Below are 26,663 nucleotides of genomic sequence, written 5' to 3'. Positions count from 1 at the left end.
CTTGCCCTCGAATGGGCCCTTAAACCCGGCTCATCCGACTCAGTGGCTCTCTTCGTGCGGTTCCCAGTCGCGGGTACGGCTCACGGCCTTTTTCCAGCCACCGTAGAGTTTTTCCTTCTCGGCTTCGGCCAGTTGCGGTTCGAACTCGCGCTCGATGACCGCCTTGCCGCGCAACTCTTCCAGGCTGCCCCAGAAGCCGCAGGCCAGGCCGGCCAGGTAGGCGGCACCGAGGGCAGTGGTTTCACGCATTTGCGGGCGTTCGACCTGGGTGCCGAGGATGTCGGCCTGGAACTGCATCAGGAAGTTGTTGGCAACCGCGCCGCCGTCTACGCGCAGGGCCTTGAGGCGTTCGCCGGCATCCTGCTGCATGGCGTCGAGCACGTCGCGGGTCTGGTAGGCGATCGACTCCAGGGCAGCACGGATGATGTGGTCGACCTTCACGCCACGGGTCAGGCCGAACAGCGCGCCACGGGCATAGGGGTCCCAGTACGGGGCTCCCAGGCCGGTGAAGGCCGGGACCAGGTAGACGCCGTTGCTGTCCTTGACCTTGTTGGCGAAGTATTCGGTGTCGTAGGCGTCGTTGACGATCTTCAGCTCGTCACGCAGCCACTGCACGGTGGAACCGCCGTTGAACACCGCGCCTTCCAGGGCATAGGCCACTTCGCCGCGGGGGCCGCAGGCGATGGTGGTGAGCATGCCGTGGTTGGATTTCACCGCCTTGGTGCCGGTGTTCATCAGCAGGAAGCAACCGGTGCCGTAGGTGTTCTTGGCCTGGCCCGGCTCCACGCACATCTGGCCGAACAGTGCGGCCTGCTGGTCGCCGGCGATACCGCCGATGGCGATGCCGCTCTTGGTGCGACCGTAGATTTCCGAGGAGGACTTCACTTGCGGCAGCATTTCCCGCGGAATGTCGAGGATTTCCAGCATCTTCGAATCCCACTCCAGGGTGTGGATATTGAAGAGCAGGGTGCGCGAGGCGTTGGTGTAGTCGGTGACGTGGGTCTTGCCGCCGGTGAATTTCCAGATCAGCCAGCTGTCGATGGTGCCGAACAGCAGCTCGCCATTGCGCGCACGCTCGCGGCTGCCTTCGACGTTGTCGAGGATCCACTTGAGCTTGGTGCCGGAGAAGTAGGGGTCGGTGACCAGGCCGGTGGTTTCGCGGATGTAGTCTTCATGCCCGTCGCGCTTGAGCTGCTGGCAGATCTCGGTGCTGCGGCGGCATTGCCAGACGATGGCGTTGTAGATCGGCCGGCCGGTGGTCTTGTCCCAGACCACGGTGGTTTCGCGCTGGTTGGTGATACCGATGGCGGCGACCTGGTCATGGTGCAGGCCGGCTTGTGCCAGGGCCTCGACCATCACTGCGCTCTGGGTGGCGAAGATTTCCATCGGGTCGTGCTCGACCCAGCCGGCTTGCGGGTAGTGTTGCTGGAATTCGCGTTGGGCGGTGCAGACCACGTTGGCGTCGCGGTCGAAGATGATCGCCCGGGAGCTGGTCGTACCCTGATCGAGGGCAATGATGTAGTTCTTATTCTGAATGTCGGTCATTTTCGATTGCCTTGGACTGGTATAGGGAAAAATGTTCAGGCGGGTCCCATCAAGGGAAGACGATACCCGCCGGGTCTGGCGTGACGCGGTGGATCAGGAAGCGCGAACCTTCTTGGCAGCGGTCGCAGGCTCTTCCTCTACGGCGGTGGTGCTGGGCAGGTGGCGGGCGATCATCCCGCGATAAAGGGCGGCCCCGAGGCTGGCACCGAGAATCGGCGCGAAGATCGGAACCAGGAAGTACGGAATGTCGCGCCCGCCAGTGAAGGCTATTTCACCCCAGCCGGCAACGAAGGTCATCAGCTTGGGCCCGAAATCCCGTGCCGGGTTCATCGCGAAGCCGGTCAGTGGGCCCATGGCGCTACCGATCACCGCGATCAGCAGACCGATCAGCAGGGGCGCCAGCGGGCCGTTGGGCAGGCCGTTGTTGTCGTCGGTCAGGGACATGATCACGCCCATCAGGATGGCGGTGATCACCACTTCGACCAGGAAGGCCTGGGCCGTGGTCAGGGCGGCATTCGGGTAGGTGGAGAACACCGAGGCCAGCTCCAGGCTGGCTTGCGAACCGCGAACCATGTGGTGAGCCTGTTCGAAATCGAAGAACAGGTTGCTGTAAAGCGTGTAAACCAACGCAGCCGCGCAGAAGGCGCCGGCGATCTGGGCGATGATGTAGAACGGCAGTTTGCGTTTTTCGAAGTCGGCGAACAGGCACAGCGCAATGCTGACGGCCGGGTTGAGATGCGCACCGGAAACGCCGGCGGTCAGGTAGATCGCCATGCTCACGCCGACCCCCCAGATGATGCTGATTTCCCACAGGCCAAAACTGGCACCCGCGACCTTGAGCGCGGCGACGCAGCCGGTGCCGAAGAAAATCAGCAGGGCAGTCCCGAGGAATTCGGCAATGCATTGTCCCGATAGCGATGGTTGTTTCAGAGCGGTAGTCATTGGATACCTCGATTTTTGTTGTTGTGTGACGCCAGACCCGGTGGTTGGCGTGGTCTTCACATCGACTGTCGGGGATCCCCATCCCTGAAGTCGACTTACCGCTGGGTATTGCTGGATTAGGACTATGATCTTCAGATTCGAAAAAATATAGACAAGAAACACTGCTGTCAAAGGTCGAAAGTGAACGGTTATCCACATTGTGACTATTGATTGAGTGAATGAGGTTGTTTGGCTTGTAGGAATATGGCGAGCTTGCAGGTGCCTCCTGAGATTTCTGACCCTTGAACTAGAGGGTTTCGTGCCGCCAATAGAGCCTTTTGCGCAGGGATGACCTAAAATCCGCGCTTACCTACCCGTCTGCCAGGATTGATCATGACGCCTGCCTTGGATCTGCGAAAAAAGTTCGTGCCGAACATCGTGTGCACAGTTACGAACATGATCCGAAAGCCGCCTCCTATGGCCTGGAGGCCGCGGAAAAGCTCGCGCTCGCGCCGGCCCAGGTGTTCAAGACGTTGCTGGCGAGCAGCGAAAAAGCCGAATTGCTGGTGGCGGTGGTACCGGTCGTCGGAAGTCTGGATCTGAAGGCTCTGGCCCACGCCGCCGGGGTGAAGAAAGTCGAGATGGCCGACCCGGCTGCCGCCCAGCGGGCGACGGGCTATCTACTCGGTGGCATCAGCCCGTTGGGGCAGAAGAAGCGCTTGCGCACGTTCATCGACCAGAGCGCCCAGGGTTTCGCGACCATCTTCGTCAGTGCCGGACGCCGTGGTCTGGAGGTCGAGCTGGCCCCGGCGCTGCTGGCCGAGCATACCCAGGCGAAGTTCGCGGACATCGGCCGCGCCTGAGCGGTCTGTATGGCGTAAATTCAGCGGTTCTGTCACTGGGCGACGATGGGGGGAACGAGCACACTGACGCTCTTGGACAAGGAGAGAGAGGACGTCATGCAGCTTGAATTTCACCAGGTCGATGCTTTCAGCGAACGGCCCTTCAGCGGCAATCCGGCGATGGTCTATCGGCTCGACACCTGGCTGGCCGATGAGTTGATGCAGAAAATCGCCGCCGAGCATAATCTGGCGGAAACCGCCTTTCTGGTCCGCGAGGGCGCTGCCTGGCGTATCCGCTGGTTCACCCCGACCACCGAAGTGCCGCTCTGCGGCCATGCCACCCTGGCCAGCGCATTCGTATTGTTCGAGGTCTACGGCGAACGGCAGGAGACCCTCGAGTTCGTCTGCAAGGCCGGTGCACTGAGTGTCAGTCGTGAGGCTGATCGGCTGTGGCTGGATTTCCCGGTGAGGGTGCCAGGTGGAGTCGGTGTCACCGTCGAGGTCGAACGGGCACTCGGTACGCCGGTGATCGATGTACTGGGGGCCAATGAGTTGTTCGTGGTGCTGCCCTCCGAACAGGCCGTGCGCGACTGCACGCCTGACTGGGCGGCGGTGGCCAGGCTGCCCTGGCCGGGCGTGATCGTCACCGCGCCGGGCGAGCGGCATGATTTCGTCTCGCGCTATTTCGCCCCGGCCATCGGTATCAACGAGGATCCGGTTACCGGCTCGACCCATTGCGCGCTGATTCCCTACTGGGCGCAGCGCCTGGACAAGACTGCGCTGACGGCCTATCAGTGTTCGCCGCGGGGCGGGGAGCTGTTCTGCCGGCTGGAAGGCGAGCGGGTGAAGATCGGCGGCCAGGCCACCCTGGTGGCCAGTGGGCGGCTGACACTGGTCTGAGTCGGCAGAGCGGCGTTGTGGCCGCTTGCTCGCGAAAAACGCGCAAGTCCCTGTGGGAGCGGGCTTGCCCGCGAAGAACGATGACGCGACCTAGGCCTGAAACAGCACCAGGTGCTCGGCGGCCACGCGGATCCCGACTTCCTCGCCCGGCTGGTGATCGGCATGGCTGGGGAAGATCGACTCCAGTTGGCTGCCGCTGGGCAATTGCAGGCGATAGAGGGTCGCGGCACCGAGGAACGTCCTGCTGGTGACCCGTGCCTTCAGCGAACTTTTCGGCGCCGGGACGATGTCGTCCGGGCGCAGCAGTACATCCACCGCCGTGCCCGCCGGCCAGGCATAGGCGCGGTTGCCACGCAGCACACCCAGTTCGGTCTGCACCGATTCGTGCGTCTGCAACTGCCCGCGGATGAAGTAGCCCTGGCCGATAAAGCTGGCGACGAATGGCGACGCCGGCTCGTGATAGAGGTTATAGGGCGTATCCCACTGCTCCAGCCGACCTTCCTTGAAGACCCCGACATGATCGCTGACGGCGAAGGCCTCTTCCTGATCATGGGTGACCAGGATCGCACTGGTGCCGCGCAGCTTGAGAATGTCGCGGACTTCGTGACTGAGCTTGCGGCGCAATTCGCCATCGAGGTTGGAGAAGGGTTCGTCGAGCAGCAGCAACTGCGGCTCCGGTGCCAGCGCCCGGGCCAGGGCCACCCGTTGCTGCTGGCCACCGGAAAGCTCATGGGGATAACGCTGGCCCAGGCCCTTGAGGTTCACCAGCTCCAGCAACTCGGCGGTGATCCGCTCCAGGTCCGGGTGCCTGCGAATGCCGAAGGCGATGTTCTGCGCGACGCTCAGGTGCGGAAACAGCGCGTAGTCCTGGAATACCATGCCGATTCGGCGTTTCTCCGGGGCCAGGGTGAAACCGGCCCTGGAGATGACCTCGCCGGCCAGCTGGATCTCGCCCTGGTGGACCGGCTCGAAACCGGCAATGGCGCGCAGCGTGGTGGTCTTGCCGCAACCCGAAGGGCCCAGCAGGCAACCGATGTCGCCGGCATTGAGATGCAGGTTGAGGTTCTGCACGACTCGCTGGTCCTGGTAACCGCAAACCAGGTCGTGCAGATTCAGCAGTAGCGAATGGCTCATGCAGGGCGGTACGCCGGCTTGACCAGGAACTCGAGCAGGGCCTTTTGCGCATGCAGGCGGTTCTCGGCCTGGTCCCAGGCGACCGAGCGCTTGTCGTCGAGCAGGTCGACGCTGATTTCCTCGCCGCGGTGGGCGGGCAGGCAATGCATGAACACGACGTCCGGGGCTGCCAGGTCGAGCAGTTCACGGGTGACCTGCAGGGGTGCGAACAGCTCCAGGCGCTTGGCGGTTTCCTCTTCCTGGCCCATGGAGGTCCAGACGTCGGTACTGACCAGATGTGCACCGCGCACCGCTTCCCGTGGGTCGCGGACCAGGCGTACCCGCTCGCCGGCCTGGGCCAGCAACGCCGGGCTCGGGTCGTAGCCTTCGGGGCAACTGATACGCAGTTGGAAGTCGAACTGGATCGCCGCTTCGATGTAGCTGTTGCACATGTTGTTGCCGTCGCCGATCCAGGTCACGGTCTTGCCCTGGATCGAGCCGCGATGTTCGAGGAAGGTCTGCATGTCGGCGAGCAACTGGCACGGGTGCAGTTCGTCGGACAGGCCGTTGATCACCGGTACGCGGGAGTTGGCGGCGAACTCGGTCAGGGTGCTGTGCTTGAACGTGCGCAGCATGACCACGTCGAGCATGCTCGACAGCACGATGGCGCTGTCGCCGATGGGCTCGCCACGGCCCAGTTGGGTGTCGCGCGGCGACAGGAAGATCGCCTGGCCGCCCAGCTGGATCATGCCGGCTTCGAACGAGACCCGGGTACGTGTCGAGGATTTCTCGAAGATCATCCCGAGAATACGGCCCTTGAGCGGCTCGAACAGGACACTTCGATCACGCAGGTCCTTCAGCTCGATGCCTCGACGAATCAGCCCGGCCAGTTCAGCGGGCGTGCAATCCATCAGGGAGAGAAAGTTCCTAGCGCTCATCATTGACTACCTTTTTGCAACAGACCGCAGATGCTCAAAACCGGGTTTTTCGGAAAAACGGGTGAGACCTGCGGCGTAAGCCGCACGGGGCGACGAAATAGGGGGAGACGCGATCGTATAAGAAAATGTCGCGTGATACCAATAGGAGGCTTCGTTTTGGAATGATGAAACGAGGGCGCGAGGGTTATTTCCGCGCTTTTTGCTACAGTTTTCCAAGCCGGTACCGATAATCGCAATGTGCCATTTGTACACGGCTGCCACCGCCTTTGGCAATTGACGCGGCGGCGGCAGGCGGCTGCGGGTCGTTTTCTGAACCGGTGGTCGAATCTTTTGCGGTCATGCTCGCGTGGCCAGGCAAAAGCGGAAACATTTCCTAAACTATGTGGCTAGGTTATAAATGTGTCATTGCAGACACACAGAGGCTTTGGAATGGAATCGAAAGAGCAACAGCTCATGGAATTGCTAAGGCTGACTGCACAGGCGCTGACGCATATGACTGCCTCTGTGACCGCAATGTCTTTCGAATTGTTGCGCAGTGACGACGAAGTCACGCGTGCGTCCGGACGACGAATGATCGATCGCATGGCCACCATCAGCTCCGGCCTCGACGAACATTGGCGCTTGATCGGCGAGCTGACCGGCGTGCAGGTGGCCCACGAGCAGGTCCAGACCGTCCAGGAAATCCAGATGCAGTCCACCCCCAGGTTGCCCCTGTCCTGATCCCCGCAGGCGCCATCGGCTCGCCTGATACTCCCCGATTCACAAGACGAACGTCGCTGGCAGGCCTGTCCGCCACGGGCCATAGTTCTGTTTCCGCAGCCTGTCGGGCTGCCCAGAACAAGACAGAGACTGGCCATGACCAAGACTCTTCACCACCGTGCCTGCCATCTGTGCGAAGCCATTTGCGGCCTGACCATCGAAACCACCACCACTGCCGATCAGGTTCAAATCACCTCGATCAAGGGGGATGCCCTGGACACGTTCAGTCGTGGCCATATCTGCCCCAAGGCGGTGGCGTTGCAGGATATCCAGAACGACCCTGATCGCCTTCGCCAGCCGATGCTGAGGGTGGGTGAGCAATGGCAGCCGATCGGCTGGGAGCAGGCCTTCGATCTGGTGGCGGAGCGCCTGGCCGCGATCCAGCAACAGCATGGGCCGAATGCCGTGGCGACCTACCAGGGCAACCCGAGTGTGCATAACTACGGGCTGATGACCCACAGCAACTACTTCCTCGGGCTGCTCAAGACCCGCAACCGCTTCTCCGCGACTTCGGTCGACCAGTTGCCGCAGCACCTGAGCAGTTACCTGATGTACGGCCACGGACTGCTGCTGCCGATTCCCGACATCGATCACACCGACTTCATGCTGATTCTCGGTGGCAATCCATTGGCCTCCAACGGCAGCATCATGACCGTGCCCGATGTGGAGAAGCGCCTGAAGGCGATCCAGGCGCGTGGCGGCAGGCTGGTGGTGGTCGATCCGCGGCGCAGTGAAACCGCAGCCATCGCCGACCAGCACCTGTTCGTGCGTCCGGGAGGCGATGCGGCCTTGCTTTTCGGTCTGCTCAACACGTTGTTCGAGGAAGGTCTGACCCGTGGCAGCCATCTGCCGGTGGACGGCCTGGATGAGGTGCGGGCCGCAGTGGCGCCGTTCACGGCGCAGGCGATGAGCCCGCTGTGCGCCATCCCCGCCGAGCAGATCCGGCAGTTGGCGCGGGATTTCGCCGCGGCGGACAAGGCGGTCTGCTATGGGCGGATGGGCGTTTCCACCCAGGCCTTCGGCACTCTCTGTCATTGGCTGGTGCAACTGCTCAACCTGGTGACCGGCAATCTTGACCGGGTGGGTGGTGCCTTGTGCACCGAGCCGGCGCTGGATCTGGTGGCCTCCACCGGCGGCGGGCATTTCAATCGTTGGCAGAGCCGGGTTTCCGGCTTGCCGGAGTATGGCGGTGAGTTGCCGGTATCGGCGCTGGCCGAGGAAATGCTCACGCCCGGCGAAGGGCAGGTGCGGGCACTGGTGACGGTGGCCGGCAACCCGGTGCTGTCGACGCCCAATGGCCGACAGTTGGAACAGGCGCTCGCCGGTCTGGAGTTCATGGTCAGCATCGACCTGTACATCAACGAGACCACCCGGTACGCCGATCTGATCCTGCCGTCGACCTCGGCGTTGGAGAACGATCACTACGACACCACGTTCAACCTGTTCGCCGTACGTAACGTCACGCGCTTCAATCGGGCGATCCTGGCCAAGCCCGAAGGGGCCCTGCATGACTGGGAGATCTTCGTTGGCCTGGCCAGGGCGTTTGCCGCCCGTACCGGCAAGGAACTGAAGCCGACGCTGCCACCGGCGCAGATGATCGATATGGGCCTGCGCCTGGGGCGCTATGGCGACGGCTCCGAGTACAAACTGTCGGTACAGCGGCTCGCCGAGCACCCCCACGGGCTCGACCTTGGCGCGCTCAGGCCCAACCTCGGCAAGCGCTTGAAGACACCCGAACAGCGTGTTCGGGCCGCGCCACCGGAAATTCTCGCCGACCTGGAGCGTTTTGCCGCGCAACAGCTGCCGCAGGCGGGGGAGTTGTTGATGATCGGGCGCCGCCATGTGCGCAGCAACAACTCCTGGATGCACAATTACCATCGCCTGGTGAAGGGCAAGCCGCGGCACCAGTTACTGATGCACCCGGATGACCTGGCCAGCCGCAGGCTCGAAGACGGGCAGCGGGTGCGGGTCAGTTCACGGGTCGGGACGATCGAGGTCGAGGTGGTTGCCAGCGTCGAGATGATGCCGGGGGTGGTGAGCCTGCCCCATGGCTGGGGGCATGCGCGCCCGGGCGTGCAGATGGCGATCGCCAGCGGCCAGCCGGGCTCCAGCGCCAATGACCTGACCGATGAGCGGCAGGTGGACCGGGTATCGGGCAATGCGGCGTTGAATGGCGTACCGGTACGGGTGGTCGCGGCTTGAGGGCCGTGCTGTCTGGCCACAGGCGGCCAGGCTCATGCGATTATCATCGGGGAGACCGAGCAGCGCGCTCGGCTTTCCGATACAATGCCTCACCGTGCCGACAACCGAGTCGGAAAGTTTTTGCCGAGGTGTTCCATGGATATCATCGAAACGATTAAAGAGCAGATTGCCAACAACACCATTCTGCTTTACATGAAAGGCTCGCCGAATGCCCCTCAGTGTGGCTTCTCCGCGAAAGCCGCGCAGGCGGTCATGGGTTGTGGCGAGAAGTTCGCCTACGTGGACATCCTGCAGAACCCGGAAATCCGCGCCAACCTGCCCAAGTACGCCAACTGGCCGACCTTCCCGCAGCTGTGGGTAGCCGGTGAACTGGTCGGCGGCAGCGACATCATGGCCGAGATGTTCGCCAACGGCGAACTGCAGACCCTGATCAAGGACGCTGCCCAGAAAGCCGCGGCCAAGACCGAGGCCTGATCGGCGGTGGCGGCGTCGGGCTTGCCGAAGCCAGCCGCTTGGCGCGCAAGCCCTGACCGCACCGTTTCTGACGCCCAATAAAAAGCCCCGCCTCTCGACAAGAGGGCGGGGCTTTTTATTGGGTGACGTTTTTACTCGTCGCCCATCTGCGATTGCAGGTAGTTTTCAAGCCCGATCTTGTCGATCAGGCCCAGCTGGGTTTCCAGCCAGTCGATATGCTCTTCTTCGGATTCGAGGATATCTTCCAGCAGTTCGCGGCTGCCGAAGTCATTGTGTTTCTCGCAGCAGGCAATCGCTTCCTTCAGATCCTTGTGGCCTTGTCGTTCGAGCCTCAGGTCGCACTCAAGCATTTCCCGGGTGTGCTCGCCGATGAGCAGCTTGCCCAGATCCTGTACGTTGGGGATGCCTTCCAGGAACAGGATGCGCTTGATCAGCTTGTCCGCGTGTTTCATCTCGTCGATGGACTCGTGGTACTCGTGCTTGCCCAGCTTGTTCAGGCCCCAGTCCTCATACATCCGCGCGTGCAGGAAGTACTGGTTGATCGCGATCAGCTCATTGGCAAGGATCTTGTTGAGCTGCTGGATGACTACTTTATCGCCTTGCATGATGGGGTCCTGCCCTGTAATCGCTGTCTATAGGGCGGAGTTTGATCCCGGCAACTTCGAGTGTCAAACCTAAGTTATTGAATAATATATGAAAATTAATCGGAATAAGAATGTTTTTATTCTGCGTTATGCCGCTAAGCAATTGAATTGCGGACATAAAAAAACCGGACACCAAGTCCGGTTCCTTAAAATTCGCTGTTTTATGCGGCAGAAAATTCTACGGCATAGGGCAGGGCGGCCTGGCTGCTTTGCAGTTCGGTCAGCGTTTCACGCACCACCTGCTTGGCCAGGCAGGCACACTTGCCGCATTGGCTGGCAACGCCGGTCGCCTGGCGTACTTCACGGTAGCTGCAGCAGCCTTCGAAGATCGCATCGCGGATTTGTCCGTCGGTAACGCCATTGCAGAGGCAAACGTACATAGGGTGGGAACCGTCGCTGGTTGGAACTCGATTGCCGTTGATCTTAATGTTAACGAGAATGATTGTCAAAGTGGTTTGGGCGGGCATTTCGGCGATTCGAATACCGTCTGACGAATGGCGTGCGGGCCATAGGGGGACGGCTTTGCAAAAACCGTTTAGGAGCGTCAAAAAACGCGGTGTATGATGGTGGGTTCCAAGGACACGAGGTCGTCGCGTCATGGGCTTGTCGCTTAAAGGGGGCATCCTTGCACCGACCTCGTTCTGAACGTGACTATCACCAGGAGATATCCAATGAGCGTACTCGTAGGCAAACCAGCCCCCGACTTCACCGTGCCGGCCGTACTGGGCAATGGCGAAATCGTCGACAGCTTCACCCTGTCCTCGGCCATCAAGGGCAAATACGGCCTGGTGTTCTTCTACCCGCTGGACTTCACCTTCGTCTGCCCATCCGAGCTGATCGCCCTGGACCACCGCATGGCGGACTTCCAGGCGCGTAACGTCGAAGTGGTTGCCGTGTCCATCGACTCGCACTTCACCCACAACGCCTGGCGCAACACCGCCATCAACGACGGCGGCATCGGCAAGGTCAAGTACACCATGGCTGCCGACCTGAAGCACGAAATCGCCCAGGCCTACGACGTCGAGTCCGAAGGCGGCGTGGCTTTCCGTGGCGCCTTCCTGATCGACGACAAGGGCATCGTCCGCTCGCAGATCGTCAACGACCTGCCACTGGGCCGTAACATGGAAGAGCTGATCCGTCTGGTCGACGCCCTGCAGTTCCACGAAGAGCACGGCGAAGTCTGCCCAGCCAACTGGAAAAAAGGCGACAAGGGCATGAACGCCTCGCCAGAAGGCGTTGCCGCCTACCTGACCGAGAACGCCGGCAAGCTGTAAGCCGCCGCTTCACGGACAAAAAAACCGGCCTCAGGGCCGGTTTTTTCATGGGCGCGATTCGTTCGGGCGGGATCAGTCGTTGAAGTCTTCCCAGCCGCCCATTTCCTTCCAGCGGTTGACGATGCCGCAGAACAGCTCGGCGGTCTTCTCGGTGTCGTAGCGCGCCGAGTGGGCCTCGCGACCATCGAAATCGATACCGGCGGCCTGGCAGGCCTTGGCCAGTACGGTCTGGCCGTAGGCGAGGCCGGCCAGGCTGGCGGTGTCGAAGCTGGAGAACGGGTGAAACGGGTTGCGCTTCATGTCCAGGCGCGCCACGGCGGCGTTGAGGAAGCCGAGGTCGAAGCTGCTGTTGTGGCCGACCAGGATCGCCCGCTTGCAACCGTTGGCCTTGAGTGCCTTGCGTACGCCGCGGAAGATGTCGGTCAGCGCGGTTTCCTCGCTGACTGCCATGCGCAGCGGGTGATCGAGCTTGATCCCGGTGAACTCCAGGGCCGCTGCCTCGATGTTGGCACCTTCGAACGGCTCGACCCGGAAGAAGTAGGTGTGCTCGGGGAACACGAAGCCATCTTCGTCCATGCCGATGGTGGTCGCGGCGATTTCCAGCAGGGCGTCGGTGGCGGCGTTGAAGCCACCGGTCTCTACGTCGACGACCACTGGCAGGTAGCCGCGAAAGCGTGCGGCCATCGGGTGGCGGGGGCCACCTGAAGCACCGTTGCCTTCCAGTTCGTCGTCGAAATGATCATCACTCACAGGGTTTCCTCCAGCAGGCGCCAGCGCAGTTTTTCACCGGCGCGCAGCGGGATCACGGACAACTCGCCAAACGGCAGGCTGGCGGGGGCGGTCCACTCTTCGCGAACCAGGGTGATGCGCTCGCTGTTCGGCGCCAGGCCGTAGAAGCGCGGGCCGTGCAGGCTGGCGAACCCTTCGAGCTTGTCCAGGGCATTACGCTGCTCGAACGCCTCGGCATACAGCTCGATGGCCGCATAGGCGGTGTAGCAACCGGCGCAGCCGCAGGCGGCTTCCTTGGCGTGCTGGGCGTGGGGCGCCGAGTCGGTGCCGAGGAAGAACTTCTCGCTGCCGCTGGTGGCGGCGTCGAGCAGGGCCGACTGGTGCGTATTGCGCTTGAGGATCGGCAGGCAGTAGTAATGCGGCCGAATGCCACCCACCAGCATGTGGTTGCGGTTGTACAGCAGGTGGTGGGCGGTGATGGTCGCGCCGACGTTGCCCGACGCCGCGTTGACGAACTGGACCGCGTCGGCCGTGGTGATGTGCTCGAACACCACCTTCAGCGTCGGGAAGCGCTCGACCACACGACTCATGTGCTCGTCGATGAATTGTTTCTCGCGGTCGAACACGTCGACCTCGCTACGGGTCACTTCACCGTGCACCAGCAGCGGCATGCCGACTTCGGCCATGGCCTCCAGGACGGGGAAGATCTTGTCCACGCTGGTCACGCCGGAGTCCGAGTTGGTGGTCGCGCCAGCCGGGTACAGCTTGGCCGCGTAGACGAAACCACTGGCCTTGGCGGCGCGGATCTGCTCGGGTTGGGTGCGGTCGGTGAGGTAGAGCACCATCAGCGGCTCGAAACGGCTGCCGGCTGGCCGCGCCGCGAGAATGCGCTGGCGATAGGCGTCGGCTTCGTCGGCATCGCGCACCGGTGGCACCAGGTTTGGCATGATGATGGCGCGACCAAAGGTGCGCGCAACATCCGCAACAGTGTGGGGTAACGCAGCACCATCGCGAAGATGGATATGCCAGTCGTCGGGACGCAGCAGGGTCAGGCGGTCGGACATTGGGGATTCCAGGCGGGTCGAACTCAGGGGAATGCTACCGGAAAAGACTCTCTCAGGCACTCGCTATCAAGTTTTGCCGGATGCAACCGATATCCCGAAGGTATGGCGTAGAACCGGTACGTCAGTCTCACAGCCGTAGAACCATTGGAGCCTCCCGTGCGCCAGCGTTATTTAGCCCTGCTCAGTATGTTTGCCAGCCTGCCGGCCATGGCGTTGACTTTCCAGACCCGTCTGGAAAGCATCGAATGGAAGGTGGAAGGGGACAAATTCGAGTGTCGGCTGACTCAGCCGATCACCGACTTCGGTGCCGGCGAGTTCGTGCGACGTGCGGGCGAGCAGGCGATTTTCCGGCTCAAGTCCAATAACCACATGTTCGGCGGCGGTTCGGCGACCCTGCTGGCCGCGGCGGTGCCCTGGCAGCCCGGGCGCGGCGACATCAACCTGGGCTCGGTGAAAATCGGCAATGGCGATGTGCTGTTCAACAGTTCCCAGGGCCAGGCCGGCGGCCTGTTCCATGGGCTGCTCGAAGGCCGTAGCCCGTTGGTCCGTCACTATTCCCGTGAGGGCGGGGTTTCCGAGGTGCGCCTGTTGCCGGTGAAGTTCAACCAGGCCTACAGCGACTTCCAGAGCTGTACCGCCAAGCTGCTGCCGAAGAATTTCGAGCAGATCAAGCAGGCCGAGGTCGGTTTTCCGGATGGCGGCATCGAGCTCAACGCCCAGGCCAAGGCCCAATTGCAGGTGATGCTGGACTTCATGAAGGCCGATCCGACCGTCAATCACATCGAGCTCGACGGCCATTCGGACAACAGCGGCAACCGCCTGACCAACCGCGACCTGTCACGTCGACGTGCGCTGGCGGTGATGGATTTCTTCAAGGCGGCCGGTATTCCGGAGTCGCAGATCGTCATGCGTTTCCATGGCGAGCGTTACCCGCTGGTGCCCAACACCAATCCCGCCAACCGGGCGAAGAACCGTCGGGTCAACATCCACCTTGAACGTGCCCCGGAGGCTCCCGCCGCACCCGCTCCCGCCGCGGCAGCGCCCGCTGCGCCGACGCCCGAGAAGCCAGCCGAAAAGCCGGCACCGACCGCAGCGGCTGGCAGCGCGGCGAAAACTTCCTGAAACGGCTGTTCTCGTCGCGCTCCCGACAGTATCTGTCGCATTGACATCCTTGGCTGTCGCGCCTCTGTAAAACCACGAACCGGGTCGGTAGAATCGGGCCTTTCCGTACAACCCCCGTGGAGTGATGGCATGGCCGACGTAAAAAAGGTCGTTCTCGCGTATTCCGGCGGCCTGGACACTTCGGTGATCCTCAAGTGGCTGCAAGATACTTATAACTGTGAAGTGGTGACCTTCACCGCTGACCTGGGTCAGGGCGAAGAGGTCGAGCCGGCTCGTGCCAAGGCGCAGGCCATGGGCGTCAAAGAGATCTATATCGACGACCTGCGCGAAGAGTTCGTACGCGATTTCGTCTTCCCGATGTTCCGTGCCAACACCGTCTACGAAGGCGAGTACCTGCTGGGTACTTCCATCGCGCGTCCGCTGATCGCCAAGCGCCTGATCGAAATCGCCAACGAAACCGGCGCCGACGCCATTTCCCACGGAGCCACCGGCAAGGGTAACGACCAGGTGCGTTTCGAGCTGGGCGCCTACGCGCTCAAGCCGGGTGTGAAAGTGATCGCTCCGTGGCGCGAATGGGACCTGCTGTCCCGTGAGAAACTGATGGATTACGCTGAAAAGCACGCCATCCCGATCGAACGTCATGGCAAGAAGAAATCGCCGTACTCGATGGATGCCAACCTGCTGCACATCTCCTATGAAGGCGGCGTGCTGGAAGACACCTGGACCGAGCACGAAGAAGACATGTGGCGTTGGACCGTCTCCCCGGAGAACGCTCCCGACAAGCCGCAGTATCTGGAACTGACCTACCGCAACGGCGACATCGTTGCGCTGGATGGCGTCGAAATGACCCCGGCCACCGTGCTGGCGACCCTGAACCGTATCGGTGGCGCACACGGTATCGGTCGTCTCGACATCGTCGAGAACCGCTACGTGGGCATGAAGTCCCGCGGCTGCTACGAAACCCCTGGCGGTACCATCATGCTGCGCGCGCACCGGGCGATCGAGTCGATCACCCTGGACCGCGAAGTCGCTCACCTCAAGGATGAGCTGATGGCCAAGTACGCCAGCCTGATCTACACCGGCTACTGGTGGAGCCCTGAGCGTCTGATGCTGCAACAGATGATCGACGCTTCGCAGGTTCACGTGAACGGCGTGGTTCGCCTGAAGCTGTACAAGGGCAACGTGATCGTGACCGGCCGCAAGTCCGACGAGTCGTTGTTCGATGCCAACATCGCAACCTTCGAGGAAGATGGCGGCGCCTACAACCAGGCCGATGCTGCCGGCTTCATCAAGCTCAACGCGTTGCGCATGCGCATTGCCGCGAACAAGGGCCGCAAGCTGTTCTGATCCAGTGCCTGCCTGAAAAGAACCCGGCCATGCAGGCCGGGTTTTTTTGCGTCGTGAACAGTAGGCGGAGTGCGCCTCGGGGGCATCTTCTCGTTCGGCCTGCTGGTTGAGGTATGCGGCGGGAGAGATAAGGCTGATCTGGCGCGAACAGGCGGTACCAGGGGTCAATCCGGGTGCTCCTCCCGTTGATGGTGGAGCCCGAAGCGGTAGTTCTTCGCCAGTTCCCACACCTGGCGCACACTCAACTCCAGCGTCTGGGCAATCTCCTGGGCGGTGTATCCCAATGCCGCGTAGTGCATGGCATGGCCGGCGATCACGTCATCATCCTGCAGGCCGCCAACGTCCGGCTGGGGATGGCGGTACCTCCTGGCAGCCGCCAACGGGCGTCGCTGGGCGATTTTCAGCCCCTGATCCCGGGCCATTCTTTTTATTTCTTCCTTGTTCATCTTCAACGAATATTGCAAGGCATAAATGCCTGCGCCCTTCGTTATCAGGTCTTTCAGAAGTTCAACTTTCCTTGTGTAGTCCTCCTCTGTTTCAGTGGTTTTTTCCGAACAGCCTGCTGCTGTTCGATTGTTGGCGGGTGACTCTTTTTTTGCGCTGGTATCTATCGTTCCACCGCTTTTGATGAACTCGCTGATGGCCAGTTCCAGTTCGTGAGGTTTACAAGGAGTATTCTCTTTGTTTATTTTTGCGTTTTTCATGATATATAGCCTGCTCGTGGAAGTGGATAGGCTGTAATGGATTTTCCTGCGAGGGGACCGGGTCGAGGCGGTTCCTGTTTTCAAAGAAGCTAGCGGGAGAAATTTTTGCCTGCAAGGGAAAAGCATGTTGCTCAGTTGTCGGTAATTTTTTCGGTTGGCAAGTTTTAATGTTTTGGTAAGCGTTCTTTTGGTGATGTAGTCCGTTTCTTTAAGTTGAGGTTGGTGTGGATGTAAATTGTCTTGGTGCTGTTTTGTTATGATTTTTTTTGAATGTTTTTAATTATCCTTTTGCAAAGATTTATCTGGTGCCGGAGCACAGTCTTTTCTGTCGGGCCTCGCCGAGGCTCGTCCAGCCGGGTTCCTGATTGACAGATAAACGCTTTTTGGCCGGGCTTGTGTCATCAAATGATAAACATGTTTATTGCGTGGCCCAGGCCCTGGCGCGACATCGATTCAGGTGTGACGGTCGACTGTGGTGCCCGAGGCAAGGCCGGTTGGCACTGGAAACGGTCTTGTGAGAGGGCGCGTGGGGGGGGGGGGCCGCAGGTGAGTGGGTTATTTCTTGTTGCAGAAAACCAATAGACATTCAATGCCTGGTATCTCTAAGGTTGATGTGTAATAAGCAAGGTGTCGTGAGTCGTATGTTTGTTCATTTTGTTTATTGGTTTCTTTTTCCGCTTCATGAGGCGATATCCATGCAGCGAGCCAGGGGCTTGTAGCGCAGAATCTCCGAATGGGGGTGTCATCACCTCGTTCCTGAAAACGGTACTTTTCTTGTGGTGCTTTTTTTGTAGGGCAATTCCTTGTTGTTTGTAGGGAAGGTCTTTGGCTGATACTGCCTGGGGTAGGTGCTATGCCCAGGAGGTTGTGACTAGGCTATTGTGCTGATTCTGAAAATTCGAACAGCGAAATTTGGACTTGCCCATGAATAAAGTGCTGATCGTGGATGATCATCCCGTCATTCGTCTTGCCGTACGTATGCTGATGGAACGGCATGGATACGAAGTCATCGCGGAGACGGATAACGGCGTGGACGCCTTGCAACTGGCGCGAGAGCATACGCCGGACATAGTTATACTCGATATAGGAATTCCCAAGCTGGATGGGCTTGAAGTGATTGCCCGTCTAACTTCCATGGGGCTCTCTTTCAAGGTGCTGGTGTTGACTTCGCAGGCTCCCGGTCATTTCTCCATGCGTTGCATGCAGGCGGGAGCTGCCGGTTACGTGTGCAAGCAGCAGGACCTGACCGAGATGCTCAGCGCCATCAAGGCCGTTCTATCCGGCTACAGTTATTTCCCCAACCAGGCATTGCATACCGTGCGTTCCAGCATGGGCAATGCCAGTGAGGCGGATATGGTCAACCGGTTGTCCGGCCGCGAGATGATGGTGCTGCAACAACTGGCCAGGGGAAAGAGCAACAAGGAAATCGCCGATGGCATGTTCCTGAGCAACAAGACCGTGAGTACCTACAAGACACGTCTGCTGTTGAAGCTCAATGCCCGTTCCCTGGTCGACCTGATCGAACTCGCCCAGCGTAATGGTCTGGTTTGAGCGCCGTTCCGGCAGTGTGGGGGAGGCGTTGGCAAGGTCGGAGTGATGAGGGCGGAACGGCACGCCTGTCGTCATAGCCAAAAGCCTCCGAACAGGAGGCTTTTGATGGGAGGGGCACGTTACTACAGGTCGAAATCGTAATCAGCCAGCTGCTTTTGCAGGCGGCGTTCTTCCAGCAGGTTGTCGATGGTACGACGCTTGCTCAGATTGGTCTTCGCCACCTCTACTTGAGGCTCCGTTTCGTCCGGATCGACCTGCATCAGGTCGTCCTCTATATCCAGCGCTTCTTTATCGGTACTCATAAAGTCAACTCCGGGCTAAGACTGCCGTTGGCGCTCCTTATATCGATAATTAACGATCGGGTAAAAAAGATTTTTTCAATCGACTTATCAATAATAGTAATGGAGGCTCAATCGTCGGATGTCTTGTGCTTGTATTCGCACAGATCCTCGATTCGGCAACTGCCACAGCGCGGCTTTCGGGCCTGGCAAACGTAGCGGCCGAGCAGGATCAGCCAATGATGGGAGTCGAGCAGGTACTGTTTAGGCACGAATTTCATCAATTGTTTTTCCACTTCCAGCACGTTCTTCCCGGGTGCCAGCCCCGTGCGGTTGCTGACCCGGAAAATATGCGTGTCGACCGCCATGGTCGGCTGCCGGAAGGCGGTATTGAGCACCACGTTGGCGGTCTTGCGGCCAACCCCGGGTAATGCCTCCAGGGCTTCACGGGTTTGCGGCACCTCGCTGCCATGCAGCTCGATCAGCAGTCGGCAGGTTTCGACGACGTTTTTTGCCTTGCTGTTATACAGGCCGATGGTCTTGATGTACTCGGACAGCCCTTCGACCCCCAGCGCGTAGATCGCTTCGGGGGTGTTGGCGACCGGGTACAGCCGTGCCGTCGCCTTGTTCACGCCGACGTCGGTGGCCTGGGCGGAAAGAATCACGGCAATCAGCAACTCGAACGGTGACGAGTACGCCAGTTCGGTCTTGGGTTCCGGATTGTCTTCGTGGAGCCGACGGAAAATTTCCAGGCGTTTGGCGGCATTCATGGGGCAGTCATTTCCTTGGAAGCACTCGGTGTGAGGTTGAACGCAGGGTCCAGGCTTGTTTCAGGGCCAGCAGCAGACCGAGCAGGAGAAACGCCCCTGGCATCAGCCCGGCCAGGCGCAAGCCGCTCGCTGCGGCGAATACCCTGACAGGCTCTGGGGGCGCCGAGCCGATCCACCATTGCAGGTGGGCGAACAGCGTGCCGTCCGCCAGCAGTTCGCGCAGCAGCCCCAGGCAGATCGACAGGGCGCCGAAGCCGGCGAACAGATGAACATTCTCTCTCAACCCGCCTGCGCGGAAAAAGCCCAGATGTTCCAGCGCCAGGCATTGCACGCCAAGCAGGGCCAGGTAGAAGCCAAGGGCCTGCTGCAATTCCCAGGACCAGACCTGCAGTCCCAGCGAGACCAGGCTGGCGCTGGCAGCGGCGAGCAGGGTCTGCGCCGGCCACGCCAGGGCTGGATTGAGCCAGGGTTTCAGGGCGCGGCTCGATGCGCCATAGAGTACGGCCACCAGCAGACTTGCCAGCCACAGGGACGCGGCCTTGATCAGCGAGTCGCTGGCTCCGAGCAGGGGGGCGAGCATCAATGAGCCGGGCAGCAGTGTGCTTCTATTCATTGGTCCGGCTCTCCCAGCAGTTGCCCGCGGTGCTCGTCGAAGTAGCGCAGGGCGTCATGGGTCGCATCGACCGCCGCCCGCGAGGTGATCGTGGCACCGGCCATCTGGTCGAACTGGCCACCGTCCCTTTTCAGCTTCCACGCCGTGTCGGGAGTATCCGTGCGTGACTTGCCGAGAAAGGTGCCCAGCCAGGCGCCGCCGTCCTCGGCGATCCTGGCACCCAGCCCGGGAGTTTCCCGCTGCGACAGGGTTTTCACGCCCAGCAGTCTGCCGTTCGTGTCGATACCGACCAGCAATTCGAGCGGCCCGCCGTAACCCCGGGTTCTGCTCTGGAGCACGATGGCCACCGGCTTTCCGTGCAGCCGCATCCGATAGCCTTGAGTCAGGCTGCTATGGGCCAGCTCACTGGCGTCCAATGCCAGCGACTGGCGCTCGTATTCACCGGGCGGGAGCACCTGGGACAGCGCTCGCGTCTGGACTGCCAGTTGCTGCGCCTGGATGCGCGGTGTCACCTGTCGCTGCAGATCCCAGACCAGGCCCGCAAGCAGCGCTGCCAGGGCGACCACCATCACCAGCGAGCCGGTTCTGTTCATGGCGTGCTGCGCTCGTCACGAGGGACCGACCAGCGCTCCACAGCCGGCACCGCCAGGTTCATCAACAGCACGGCGAAGGCCACGCCATCGGGGTATGCACCCCAGGTGCGGATAAGGTAGGTGAGCAGCCCGACCCCGGCACCAAACAGCAGGCGGGCCCTGGCACCAGAAGGGCCTGAGACCGGTTCGGTGACGATGAAGAAGGCTGCGAGCATGGTCGCGCCGCTCAACAGGTGAAACAGCGGCGAGCCGTTGGAATCCGAACCGCTGCCGTTCCAGCCGATCAGGCTGGCGAGGAACAGACCCGCCAGCATCCCGACCGGGGCATGCCAACTGAAAACCTTCTGTTTCAACAGCAACAGGCCGCCGGCGAGAAAGGCCAGGTTGACCCACTCGGTGCCCTTGCCGCCCCAACGGCCGAAAGCGGCATGGCTGGCGAACAGTTCTTCCATGGTCAGGCTTTTATTGAGCCGCAGGCTGTCGAGGGCGGTCGCCTGGGCCCAGGCGTCGGGCTGGCCGGGCAGATGCAGGCCGAATACCTGCTGCAGGCCGCCGAGCAGGTCCAGGCCATGGGGCGCCGGCCAGTGTGTCATCGGCTGCGGGAAACTCACCAGCGCCAGTGCATAACCGAGCATCGCCGGGTTGAAGGGATTCCTGCCGATGCCACCGTACAGGTGCTTGCCCGCCAGCAGGGCGCCAGCGCTGGCGAACACCGCCAGCCACCACGGCGCGTAGGGTGGCAGCGCCAGGCCGAGAAGGGTGGCGCTGACCAACGCGCTGCCGTCCTGCAACGCGGGCCGCAGCGGACGTGCGCGCAGCCGCAGCACAGCGGCTTCGGTCAGCAGTGCGGTGCTCGCACACAGCAGCAGATTGATCGGCACGCCCCAGCCATACAGCCCGAGCAGCACCAGCGCGCCGGGCAACGTGGCGAGCAGCACCCACTGCATGGCCTGTCGGATGCGCCTGTCCGGCTGGTCAGGGCGCAACATGGGCATTGACCTGGCGCTGGGCCTCCTCGAGCCTGCGTTGGGCGTCGCTCAGCGCCTGTGCCGAGGTATCAGGGCGGCGCTGCAGTTTGCCAAGTTCGGCACGGGCATAGGCCAGTTCAGTTTTAAGGGCCCTGAGCTGCTGATCGATCGGCCTTTTTTCGATACGAACCAGATCGGGGGCGGGCTTCCCGGAGGCATCCTCGGCGGCATGCAGGTCGCGCTCGGCCTGTGCGAGCGCGGCGCTGAGGAGGGCGACCTGCTCGGCTGGCGCCGCATTCGCCTCGGCCTTCTTCAGCTCGGCGCGGCGCATGGCCAACTGGATCTTCGCGCGCTTGAGTTCGGCATCCTGGGGCATCGCGGGCGCCGGGGTGGCGGGAGCGGCGCTTTCCAGGCGGGCAAGGGCCAGCTCCGCGGCTTCGAACTGTTGCTGCAGCACCACCAGTTGTGCGGCCTGCTCGGCAGTCGGTGGATGGCCGAAGGCCTTCAGGGATTTGTTCAATTGCGCACGGCTCATGGCCACGTCGATCCTGGCCTTTTTCAGCGCGGCATCGGAGTCCAGGGCCTTTTGCGCCTTGACCCGTTCCAGGGCGGCCTTGACCGGATCGTTCGCCGTGTGGTCGGTTTGCGCCGGGCGCGCCGCCCTGGCCTGGCGCTCGGCATTGCGTCGTTGTTCCTCGCCCTGCAGCCGGGCGTTGTGCCGGTCGAAGCGGCGCCGGGCGCGGGCGCGTTTTTCGCTGCGAGCCTGCTGTTGCCCGGCGTCATGGGCCAACCCGCCGATAATGGGGACGACATTGGCCGGCAGCGGGCGCATTTCGATGCAGTCCACCGGACAGGGCGCCACGCACAGATCGCAACCGGTGCATTCGTCGAGGATGACCGTGTGCATCAGCTTGGCGGCACCGACGATGGCGTCCACCGGGCAGGCCTGGATGCACTTGGTGCAGCCGATGCACTCGGCTTCGCGGATGAACGCGACCTGGGCCGGTGCGGTGCCGCGTTCCGTATCCAGTTCCAGGACCGGTACGCGCAACAGGCTGGCCAGGGCGGCGATGGTTTCACTGCCGCCCGGCGGGCACTTGTTGATCGCTTCACCGTTGGCGATGCCTTCGGCGTAGGGTTTGCAGCCCTGGTGGCCGCATTTGCCGCATTGGGTCTGCGGCAGCAGCGCGTCGATGTGTTGAATCAGACTCATGACTTGAACAGTCCGTTGAAACCGAGAAAGGCCAGGGCCATGAGGCCGGCGCTGATCAGTTCGATCGGCAGCCCGCGAAACGGCAGGGGCACTTCTTCATGATAGGTACGCCGGCGCAGGTCGTGGAACAGGGCCAGGACCAGCCAGAAACCCAGGCCGCCACCCAGGCTCGACAGCGCCGCCTGCCCTGGGCCGTGGTCGTCCTGCGTGGCGATCAGGGCCACGCCGAGAATGCCGGCGTTGGTCAGCAGCAGCGGCCACAGCCGTTCGAACGGCAGGCCGGGCAGCCAGCGCGCCAGCAGCTTCAGGCTCGGGCCGATCAGGGCGAAGCTGACGGGCAGGAACACCAATACTTGCAAGGCGCCCAACTGCAGCGGCAGCAATACCAGGTGATAGAGGCCATGGTTCAGCAGGGTGGCGACCAGCATCACCCAGGTGGTGGCGATGCCCAGGGCATGCAGCCGGCGGCGCTCGCCCCGGGTGTCCTGCAGCAACGGATCGACGCCCAGCGGCCAGTGCAACACGACGTTGTTGATCAGGGCGGCGCTGACGAGGGTGAGAAGGAGGTCGGTCATTGATCGTGCCGGGCAAGCGTATGGCGTGAATTATCCGGCAAGCGAACGGGCCGTACTAGCTATGAAACGTCGCGGGCCACGAAGATCGTGGCCCGCGAGGTCAGGCAGGACAGCGTTACTTGATCCGCTGGCCAGGCTTGGCACCGCTGTCCGGGCTCAGCAGGTAGATTTCCTCGCCGCCGGGGCCTGCGGCCATGACCATGCCCTCGGAGATGCCGAAACGCATTTTGCGCGGCTTGAGGTTGGCGATCATCATGGTCAGGCGACCTTCCAGCTCGGCCGGGTTCGGATAGGCGCTCTTGATTCCGGAGAACACGTTGCGCTGTTCGTCACCGATGTCCAGGGTCAGGCGCAGCAGCTTGTCCGCACCCTCGACCGCCTCGGCCTTGACGATCAGCGCGACGCGCAGGTCGACTGCGGCGAACGTGTCGAATTCGATCTCCGGCGACAGCGGGTCCTTGGCCAGTTCGCCGTTGCCCTTCGGCGCGGCGCTGCCGGTGTCGGTCTGGCTGGCGGCGAGATCTTCCTTCGAAGCGTCGGTCATCGCCTGCACTTTTGCCGGGTCGATACGGGTCATCAGCGGCTTGAACGCGTTCAGTTGATGGTTGGCTAGCAGGTTGGCGTGATCGTTCCAGGTCAGCGGCGGGACGTTGAGGAACGCCTCGGCATCGGCGGCCAGCAGCGGCAGCACCGGCTTGAGGAAGATGATCAACTGGCGGAACAGGTTGATACCCGCGGCGCAGACGGCCTGGACTTCATCCTGCTTGCCTTCCTGCTTGGCCAGGGCCCATGGCGCCTTGTCGGCGATCCAGGCGTTGGCGCGGTCGGCCAGGACCATGATCTCGCGCATGGCGCGAGCGAAGTCGCGGCTCTCGTAGGCATCGGCGATGCTCGGGGCCGCAGCACGGAAGGCCTCGGTCAGCTCGGGAGCGGCATCGCCCGCGACCAGCACACCGGCGTTGCCCTTGTGGATGAAACCGGCGCAACGGCTGGCGATGTTCACCACCTTGCCGACCAGGTCCGAGTTGACCTTCTGCACGAAGTCGTCGAGGTTCAGGTCGAGGTCGTCGACGCCCTTGCCCAGCTTGGACGCGTAGTAGTAGCGCAGGTACTCCGGCGACAGGTGGTCGAGGTAGGTCCGGGCCTTGATGAAGGTGCCGCGGGACTTGGACATCTTCTGGCCGTTGACGGTCAGGTAGCCGTGCACGTTGATCCCGGTAGGCTTGCGGTAGCCCGCGCCTTCGAGCATAGCCGGCCAGAACAGGGCGTGGAAGTTGACGATGTCCTTGCCGATGAAGTGGTACAGCTCGGCCTTGGAGTCCTTGCCCCAGAACGCGTCGAAGTCCAGTTCCGGACGGCGGGCGCAGAGATTCTTGAAGCTGGCCATGTAGCCGATCGGTGCGTCCAGCCACACGTAGAAGTACTTGCCCGGCTCATCCGGGATCTCGAAGCCGAAGTATGGCGCGTCGCGGGAGATGTCCCACTCCTGCAGGCCGCTGTCCAGCCATTCGGCGATCTTGTTCGCCACGGCATCCTGCAGCGTGCCGCTGCGGGTCCAGCCTTGCAGCATGGCCTGGAAGTCCGGCAGCTTGAAGAAGAAGTGCTGGGATTCCTTCAGTACCGGCGTGGCACCGGAAATCGCCGACTTCGGATCCTTCAGGTCGGTCGGGGCGTAGGTGGCGCCGCATTTTTCGCAGTTGTCGCCATACTGGTCCTCGGTGCCGCATTTAGGGCAGGTGCCCTTGATGAAGCGGTCGGCCAGGAACATCTGCTTTTCCGGGTCGAAATACTGGGTGATCGCCCGGTTGGCGATGTGCCCCGCGTCGCGCAGGCGCAGGTAGATCTGCGTCGACAGCTCGCGGTTCTCCTCGGCGTGGGTCGAGTGGAAGTTGTCGAAGTCGACCAGGAAGTCGGCGAAGTCGCTGCTGTGTTCGAGCTGGACGTTGGCGATCAGCTGTTCCGGCGTGATGCCTTCCTTCTCGGCACGCAGCATGATGGCCGAGCCATGGGCGTCGTCAGCGCAGACGTAGATGCATTGGTTGCCGCGGTGCTTCTGGAAACGCACCCACATGTCGGTCTGGACATACTCGACCATGTGGCCGAGGTGGATGGAACCATTGGCATAGGGCAGGGCGCTGGTGACGAGAATCTGGCGTGGCTCGGACATGGGGCTCGGCTACTTGAAGTGAAACGGAGACCGGACACTATAAAGCGCCGGGAAATATATTTCACCTGTGGCGGTTTCCCCCTCTTAGTCGCGACAAATCAATGTCTGGCATGTCGCATCGGCCCAGAACGGTTACGATAGCCGTCTGTTTCACTCAGCCTTTTTCGGGAGTTGCCCATGAGCGCAGTCAATCGCGCAGCGGTGGAGGCCGTCCTTCGCCAGTACACCGATCCTTATCTGAACCAGGACCCGCTCAGCGCCGGGTGCGTGAAGGCCATCGACATCCAGGCCGACCGCGTCAGCGTCCGCCTCGAACTGGGTTATGCCGCCGGGCTGTTCAAGAACGGCTGGGCGCAGATGCTGCAACTGGCTATCGAAGGCCTGGACGGCGTGGCCTCGGCCAGGGTCGAGATCGACTGTGTGATTGCCGCCCACAAGGCCCAGGCGCAGATTCCGGGGCTGGCCAACGTAAAAAACGTGGTGGCGGTGGCGTCCGGCAAGGGCGGGGTGGGCAAGTCGACCACCGCCGCCAACCTGGCCCTGGCGCTGGCCCGCGAAGGGGCCCGGGTGGGAATTCTCGATGCGGATATCTACGGCCCGAGCCAGGGCGTGATGTTCGGGATCGCCGAAGGCACCCGGCCGAAAATCAAGGAGCAGAAGTGGTTCGTGCCGATCGAATCGCTGGGCGTGGAAGTCATGTCCATGGCCTTCCTGACCGATGACAACACGCCGATGGTCTGGCGTGGGCCGATGGTCTCCGGCGCCCTGCTGCAACTGGTGACCCAGACCGACTGGGGCAACCTGGACTACCTGGTGATCGACATGCCGCCGGGCACCGGCGATATCCAGCTGACCCTGGCGCAGAAGGTCCCGGTGGCCGGCTCGGTGATCGTCACCACTCCGCAGGACCTGGCTCTGCTCGATGCGAAGAAGGGCGTGGAGATGTTCCGCAAGGTGAACATTCCGGTGCTGGGTGTGGTGGAAAACATGGCGGTGCACATCTGCTCGAACTGTGGCCATGCCGAGCACCTGTTCGGCGAGGGCGGTGGCGAGAAGCTGGCTTCGCAGTACGGCGTCGAGTTGCTGGCCTCGCTGCCGTTGTCGATGGTCATCCGCGAGCAGGCCGACGGCGGCAAGCCGACCGTGGCGGCCGAGCCGGATGGGCAGATCGCCATGGTCTATCAGGAACTGGCGCGCCATGTGGGCGCGCGGATCGTGCTGCAGGAAGCGGCAAGCCAGGCGTTGCCGAACATCACCATCAGCGACGACTGACCGGTAGGGTTGCTTGTGCTGGGCTGTCCGCCCAGCACAAGCAACCTTCGGCGCGGCCCGGGAAAACATCCGGGCACAAAAAAGC

26 protein-coding genes and 1 pseudogene are annotated in these 26,663 nt (G+C 61.9%); 10 read left to right on the top strand and 17 right to left on the bottom strand.

All coding sequences use genetic code 11. The features are described from left to right. Positions 1–39: 39 nt before the first annotated feature. Both glpK and ACMGT0_RS25940 read right to left on the bottom strand, forming a co-directional pair. Positions 40–1,545, bottom strand: coding sequence for a glycerol kinase GlpK (gene glpK / locus ACMGT0_RS25945; RefSeq protein ID WP_416770384.1), 1,506 nt, complete (start codon positions 1,543–1,545; stop codon positions 40–42). Positions 1,546–1,638: 93 nt separating this feature from the next. Further along, positions 1,639–2,487 (bottom strand): MIP/aquaporin family protein, encoded by an 849-nt coding sequence (locus ACMGT0_RS25940; RefSeq protein WP_054057473.1) that lies wholly within the window; start codon positions 2,485–2,487, stop codon positions 1,639–1,641. 372 nt (positions 2,488–2,859) lie between these two features. Here ACMGT0_RS25940 and ybaK point away from each other — a divergent pair. Together ybaK and ACMGT0_RS25930 are read left to right on the top strand one after the other, a co-directional pair. After that, positions 2,860–3,329 (top strand): annotated as a pseudogene (ybaK, locus tag ACMGT0_RS25935) (Cys-tRNA(Pro) deacylase). Positions 3,330–3,425: 96 nt separating this feature from the next. Continuing rightward, complete coding sequence (locus ACMGT0_RS25930) at positions 3,426–4,208, top strand: PhzF family phenazine biosynthesis protein (RefSeq protein WP_054057474.1); 783 nt, start codon at positions 3,426–3,428, stop codon at positions 4,206–4,208. 90 nt (positions 4,209–4,298) lie between these two features. On the opposite strand, the gene ACMGT0_RS25925 is transcribed toward ACMGT0_RS25930, so the two are convergent. Continuing rightward, positions 4,299–5,342, bottom strand: coding sequence for an ABC transporter ATP-binding protein (locus tag ACMGT0_RS25925; RefSeq protein WP_054057475.1), 1,044 nt, complete (start codon positions 5,340–5,342; stop codon positions 4,299–4,301). Beyond that, on the bottom strand, positions 5,339–6,259 hold the full coding sequence (gene argF, locus ACMGT0_RS25920; RefSeq protein ID WP_054057476.1) for an ornithine carbamoyltransferase: 921 nt from the start codon (positions 6,257–6,259) through the stop codon (positions 5,339–5,341). The genes ACMGT0_RS25925 and argF overlap by 4 nt, the downstream gene beginning before the upstream one ends. Positions 6,260–6,688: 429 nt before the next feature. Here argF and ACMGT0_RS25915 point away from each other — a divergent pair, with 429 nt between their 5' ends. The 3 genes from ACMGT0_RS25915 to grxD all read left to right on the top strand — a co-directional run bounded on the left by ACMGT0_RS25915 (position 6,689) and on the right by grxD (position 9,694). Beyond that, entirely contained in the window at positions 6,689–6,979 is a 291-nt protein-coding gene (locus ACMGT0_RS25915; protein ID WP_054057477.1) for a hypothetical protein, read from the top strand. Between the two features lie 135 nt (positions 6,980–7,114). Beyond that, positions 7,115–9,220: a molybdopterin oxidoreductase family protein gene (locus tag ACMGT0_RS25910; RefSeq protein WP_416770381.1), complete on the top strand. Its 2,106-nt coding sequence runs from the start codon at positions 7,115–7,117 to the stop codon at positions 9,218–9,220. 135 nt (positions 9,221–9,355) lie between these two features. After that, the gene (gene grxD, locus ACMGT0_RS25905; protein ID WP_017902756.1) at positions 9,356–9,694 is read left to right on the top strand and encodes a Grx4 family monothiol glutaredoxin; all 339 of its coding nucleotides are present in this window, start codon (positions 9,356–9,358) and stop codon (positions 9,692–9,694) included. Positions 9,695–9,825: 131 nt separating this feature from the next. On the opposite strand, the gene bfr is transcribed toward grxD, so the two are convergent. Together bfr and ACMGT0_RS25895 are read right to left on the bottom strand one after the other, a co-directional pair. Next, positions 9,826–10,299, bottom strand: coding sequence for a bacterioferritin (gene bfr, locus ACMGT0_RS25900; RefSeq protein WP_054057479.1), 474 nt, complete (start codon positions 10,297–10,299; stop codon positions 9,826–9,828). Between the two features lie 200 nt (positions 10,300–10,499). Beyond that, positions 10,500–10,718, bottom strand: a complete 219-nt coding sequence (locus tag ACMGT0_RS25895) for a bacterioferritin-associated ferredoxin (RefSeq protein ID WP_054057480.1) — start codon at positions 10,716–10,718, stop codon at positions 10,500–10,502. Between the two features lie 291 nt (positions 10,719–11,009). Between ACMGT0_RS25895 and ACMGT0_RS25890 the strand changes: the two genes are divergently transcribed. Continuing rightward, entirely contained in the window at positions 11,010–11,612 is a 603-nt protein-coding gene (locus tag ACMGT0_RS25890) for a peroxiredoxin (protein ID WP_054057481.1), read from the top strand. A gap of 72 nt (positions 11,613–11,684) precedes the next feature. Here ACMGT0_RS25890 and rnt read toward each other — a convergent pair whose 3' ends face one another. Beyond that, positions 11,685–12,362 carry a ribonuclease T gene (gene rnt / locus ACMGT0_RS25885; protein ID WP_054057482.1) on the bottom strand — a complete coding sequence of 226 codons (678 nt, stop codon included), beginning with the start codon at positions 12,360–12,362 and terminating at the stop codon, positions 11,685–11,687. Next, positions 12,359–13,405 carry a dihydroorotase gene (gene pyrC, locus ACMGT0_RS25880; RefSeq protein ID WP_054057483.1) on the bottom strand — a complete coding sequence of 349 codons (1,047 nt, stop codon included), beginning with the start codon at positions 13,403–13,405 and terminating at the stop codon, positions 12,359–12,361. Before pyrC ends, rnt begins: the two co-directional genes overlap by 4 nt. Positions 13,406–13,561: 156 nt before the next feature. Here pyrC and ACMGT0_RS25875 point away from each other — a divergent pair, with 156 nt between their 5' ends. Together ACMGT0_RS25875 and ACMGT0_RS25870 are read left to right on the top strand one after the other, a co-directional pair. Further along, on the top strand, positions 13,562–14,527 hold the full coding sequence (locus tag ACMGT0_RS25875; RefSeq protein ID WP_416770377.1) for a flagellar protein MotY: 966 nt from the start codon (positions 13,562–13,564) through the stop codon (positions 14,525–14,527). A 129-nt stretch (positions 14,528–14,656) separates the two neighbouring features. Then, complete coding sequence (locus ACMGT0_RS25870; RefSeq protein WP_054061663.1) at positions 14,657–15,874, top strand: argininosuccinate synthase; 1,218 nt, start codon at positions 14,657–14,659, stop codon at positions 15,872–15,874. Positions 15,875–16,038: 164 nt separating this feature from the next. Here ACMGT0_RS25870 and ACMGT0_RS25865 read toward each other — a convergent pair whose 3' ends face one another. Then, on the bottom strand, positions 16,039–16,578 hold the full coding sequence (locus ACMGT0_RS25865; RefSeq protein ID WP_054057486.1) for a hypothetical protein: 540 nt from the start codon (positions 16,576–16,578) through the stop codon (positions 16,039–16,041). Between the two features lie 924 nt (positions 16,579–17,502). Between ACMGT0_RS25865 and ACMGT0_RS25860 the strand changes: the two genes are divergently transcribed. Continuing rightward, the gene (locus ACMGT0_RS25860; RefSeq protein WP_010445030.1) at positions 17,503–18,129 is read left to right on the top strand and encodes a response regulator transcription factor; all 627 of its coding nucleotides are present in this window, start codon (positions 17,503–17,505) and stop codon (positions 18,127–18,129) included. Between the two features lie 122 nt (positions 18,130–18,251). On the opposite strand, the gene ACMGT0_RS25855 is transcribed toward ACMGT0_RS25860, so the two are convergent. From ACMGT0_RS25855 to metG, 8 genes are all read right to left on the bottom strand, one after another. Beyond that, positions 18,252–18,431, bottom strand: a complete 180-nt coding sequence (locus tag ACMGT0_RS25855; RefSeq protein ID WP_054057487.1) for a PA3496 family putative envelope integrity protein — start codon at positions 18,429–18,431, stop codon at positions 18,252–18,254. A 107-nt stretch (positions 18,432–18,538) separates the two neighbouring features. Then, positions 18,539–19,177, bottom strand: a complete 639-nt coding sequence (gene nth, locus ACMGT0_RS25850) for an endonuclease III (protein ID WP_416770374.1) — start codon at positions 19,175–19,177, stop codon at positions 18,539–18,541. A gap of 7 nt (positions 19,178–19,184) precedes the next feature. Further along, a complete protein-coding gene (locus ACMGT0_RS25845) occupies positions 19,185–19,790 on the bottom strand; it encodes an Rnf-Nqr domain containing protein (protein ID WP_054057489.1) in 606 nt (201 codons plus the stop codon). Then, positions 19,787–20,383 carry an RnfABCDGE type electron transport complex subunit G gene (locus tag ACMGT0_RS25840; protein ID WP_416770371.1) on the bottom strand — a complete coding sequence of 199 codons (597 nt, stop codon included), beginning with the start codon at positions 20,381–20,383 and terminating at the stop codon, positions 19,787–19,789. Before ACMGT0_RS25840 ends, ACMGT0_RS25845 begins: the two co-directional genes overlap by 4 nt. Then, positions 20,380–21,372, bottom strand: a complete 993-nt coding sequence (locus tag ACMGT0_RS25835) for an RnfABCDGE type electron transport complex subunit D (protein WP_416770370.1) — start codon at positions 21,370–21,372, stop codon at positions 20,380–20,382. Before ACMGT0_RS25835 ends, ACMGT0_RS25840 begins: the two co-directional genes overlap by 4 nt. Next, entirely contained in the window at positions 21,359–22,564 is a 1,206-nt protein-coding gene (gene rsxB / locus ACMGT0_RS25830; RefSeq protein ID WP_416770368.1) for an electron transport complex subunit RsxB, read from the bottom strand. Before rsxB ends, ACMGT0_RS25835 begins: the two co-directional genes overlap by 14 nt. Beyond that, positions 22,561–23,139, bottom strand: a complete 579-nt coding sequence (locus ACMGT0_RS25825) for an electron transport complex protein RnfA (RefSeq protein WP_416770366.1) — start codon at positions 23,137–23,139, stop codon at positions 22,561–22,563. Before ACMGT0_RS25825 ends, rsxB begins: the two co-directional genes overlap by 4 nt. Before the next feature lie 115 nt (positions 23,140–23,254). Further along, the gene (gene metG, locus ACMGT0_RS25820; RefSeq protein WP_416770364.1) at positions 23,255–25,306 is read right to left on the bottom strand and encodes a methionine--tRNA ligase; all 2,052 of its coding nucleotides are present in this window, start codon (positions 25,304–25,306) and stop codon (positions 23,255–23,257) included. Between the two features lie 177 nt (positions 25,307–25,483). Here metG and apbC point away from each other — a divergent pair, with 177 nt between their 5' ends. Next, entirely contained in the window at positions 25,484–26,578 is a 1,095-nt protein-coding gene (gene apbC / locus ACMGT0_RS25815; RefSeq protein ID WP_054056611.1) for an iron-sulfur cluster carrier protein ApbC, read from the top strand. The last annotated feature ends 85 nt before the right edge of the window (positions 26,579–26,663 follow it).

The organism is Pseudomonas sp. RHF3.3-3 (assembly GCF_048069595.1).
Taxonomy (GTDB): Bacteria; Pseudomonadota; Gammaproteobacteria; order Pseudomonadales; family Pseudomonadaceae; genus Aquipseudomonas; species Aquipseudomonas fuscovaginae_B.
Note: the sequence above shows the minus strand (reverse complement) of the source record. Positions and strands in the feature narration are given on the sequence as shown.

Excerpts from the sequence above, each read along its gene's own strand:
- ACMGT0_RS25855 (WP_054057487.1), bottom strand. The coding sequence starts at position 18,431 with ATGAGTACCGATAAAGAAGCGCTGGATATAGAGGACGACCTGATGCAG.
- ACMGT0_RS25930 (WP_054057474.1), top strand. The coding sequence starts at position 3,426 with ATGCAGCTTGAATTTCACCAGGTCGATGCTTTCAGCGAACGGCCCTTC.
- ACMGT0_RS25940 (WP_054057473.1), bottom strand. The coding sequence starts at position 2,487 with ATGACTACCGCTCTGAAACAACCATCGCTATCGGGACAATGCATTGCC.
- apbC (WP_054056611.1), top strand. The coding sequence starts at position 25,484 with ATGAGCGCAGTCAATCGCGCAGCGGTGGAGGCCGTCCTTCGCCAGTAC.
- ACMGT0_RS25870 (WP_054061663.1), top strand. The coding sequence starts at position 14,657 with ATGGCCGACGTAAAAAAGGTCGTTCTCGCGTATTCCGGCGGCCTGGAC.
- ACMGT0_RS25835 (WP_416770370.1), bottom strand. The coding sequence starts at position 21,372 with ATGTTGCGCCCTGACCAGCCGGACAGGCGCATCCGACAGGCCATGCAG.
- rsxB (WP_416770368.1), bottom strand. The coding sequence starts at position 22,564 with ATGAGTCTGATTCAACACATCGACGCGCTGCTGCCGCAGACCCAATGC.
- ACMGT0_RS25910 (WP_416770381.1), top strand. The coding sequence starts at position 7,115 with ATGACCAAGACTCTTCACCACCGTGCCTGCCATCTGTGCGAAGCCATT.
- glpK (WP_416770384.1), bottom strand. The coding sequence starts at position 1,545 with ATGACCGACATTCAGAATAAGAACTACATCATTGCCCTCGATCAGGGT.
- bfr (WP_054057479.1), bottom strand. The coding sequence starts at position 10,299 with ATGCAAGGCGATAAAGTAGTCATCCAGCAGCTCAACAAGATCCTTGCC.
- ACMGT0_RS25845 (WP_054057489.1), bottom strand. The coding sequence starts at position 19,790 with ATGAATAGAAGCACACTGCTGCCCGGCTCATTGATGCTCGCCCCCCTG.
- grxD (WP_017902756.1), top strand. The coding sequence starts at position 9,356 with ATGGATATCATCGAAACGATTAAAGAGCAGATTGCCAACAACACCATT.
- ACMGT0_RS25925 (WP_054057475.1), bottom strand. The coding sequence starts at position 5,342 with ATGAGCCATTCGCTACTGCTGAATCTGCACGACCTGGTTTGCGGTTAC.
- ACMGT0_RS25915 (WP_054057477.1), top strand. The coding sequence starts at position 6,689 with ATGGAATCGAAAGAGCAACAGCTCATGGAATTGCTAAGGCTGACTGCA.
- argF (WP_054057476.1), bottom strand. The coding sequence starts at position 6,259 with ATGAGCGCTAGGAACTTTCTCTCCCTGATGGATTGCACGCCCGCTGAA.
- ACMGT0_RS25890 (WP_054057481.1), top strand. The coding sequence starts at position 11,010 with ATGAGCGTACTCGTAGGCAAACCAGCCCCCGACTTCACCGTGCCGGCC.
- ACMGT0_RS25860 (WP_010445030.1), top strand. The coding sequence starts at position 17,503 with ATGAATAAAGTGCTGATCGTGGATGATCATCCCGTCATTCGTCTTGCC.
- ACMGT0_RS25825 (WP_416770366.1), bottom strand. The coding sequence starts at position 23,139 with ATGACCGACCTCCTTCTCACCCTCGTCAGCGCCGCCCTGATCAACAAC.
- nth (WP_416770374.1), bottom strand. The coding sequence starts at position 19,177 with ATGAATGCCGCCAAACGCCTGGAAATTTTCCGTCGGCTCCACGAAGAC.
- pyrC (WP_054057483.1), bottom strand. The coding sequence starts at position 13,405 with ATGTCCGACCGCCTGACCCTGCTGCGTCCCGACGACTGGCATATCCAT.
- ACMGT0_RS25840 (WP_416770371.1), bottom strand. The coding sequence starts at position 20,383 with ATGAACAGAACCGGCTCGCTGGTGATGGTGGTCGCCCTGGCAGCGCTG.
- ACMGT0_RS25895 (WP_054057480.1), bottom strand. The coding sequence starts at position 10,718 with ATGTACGTTTGCCTCTGCAATGGCGTTACCGACGGACAAATCCGCGAT.
- ACMGT0_RS25865 (WP_054057486.1), bottom strand. The coding sequence starts at position 16,578 with ATGAAAAACGCAAAAATAAACAAAGAGAATACTCCTTGTAAACCTCAC.
- metG (WP_416770364.1), bottom strand. The coding sequence starts at position 25,306 with ATGTCCGAGCCACGCCAGATTCTCGTCACCAGCGCCCTGCCCTATGCC.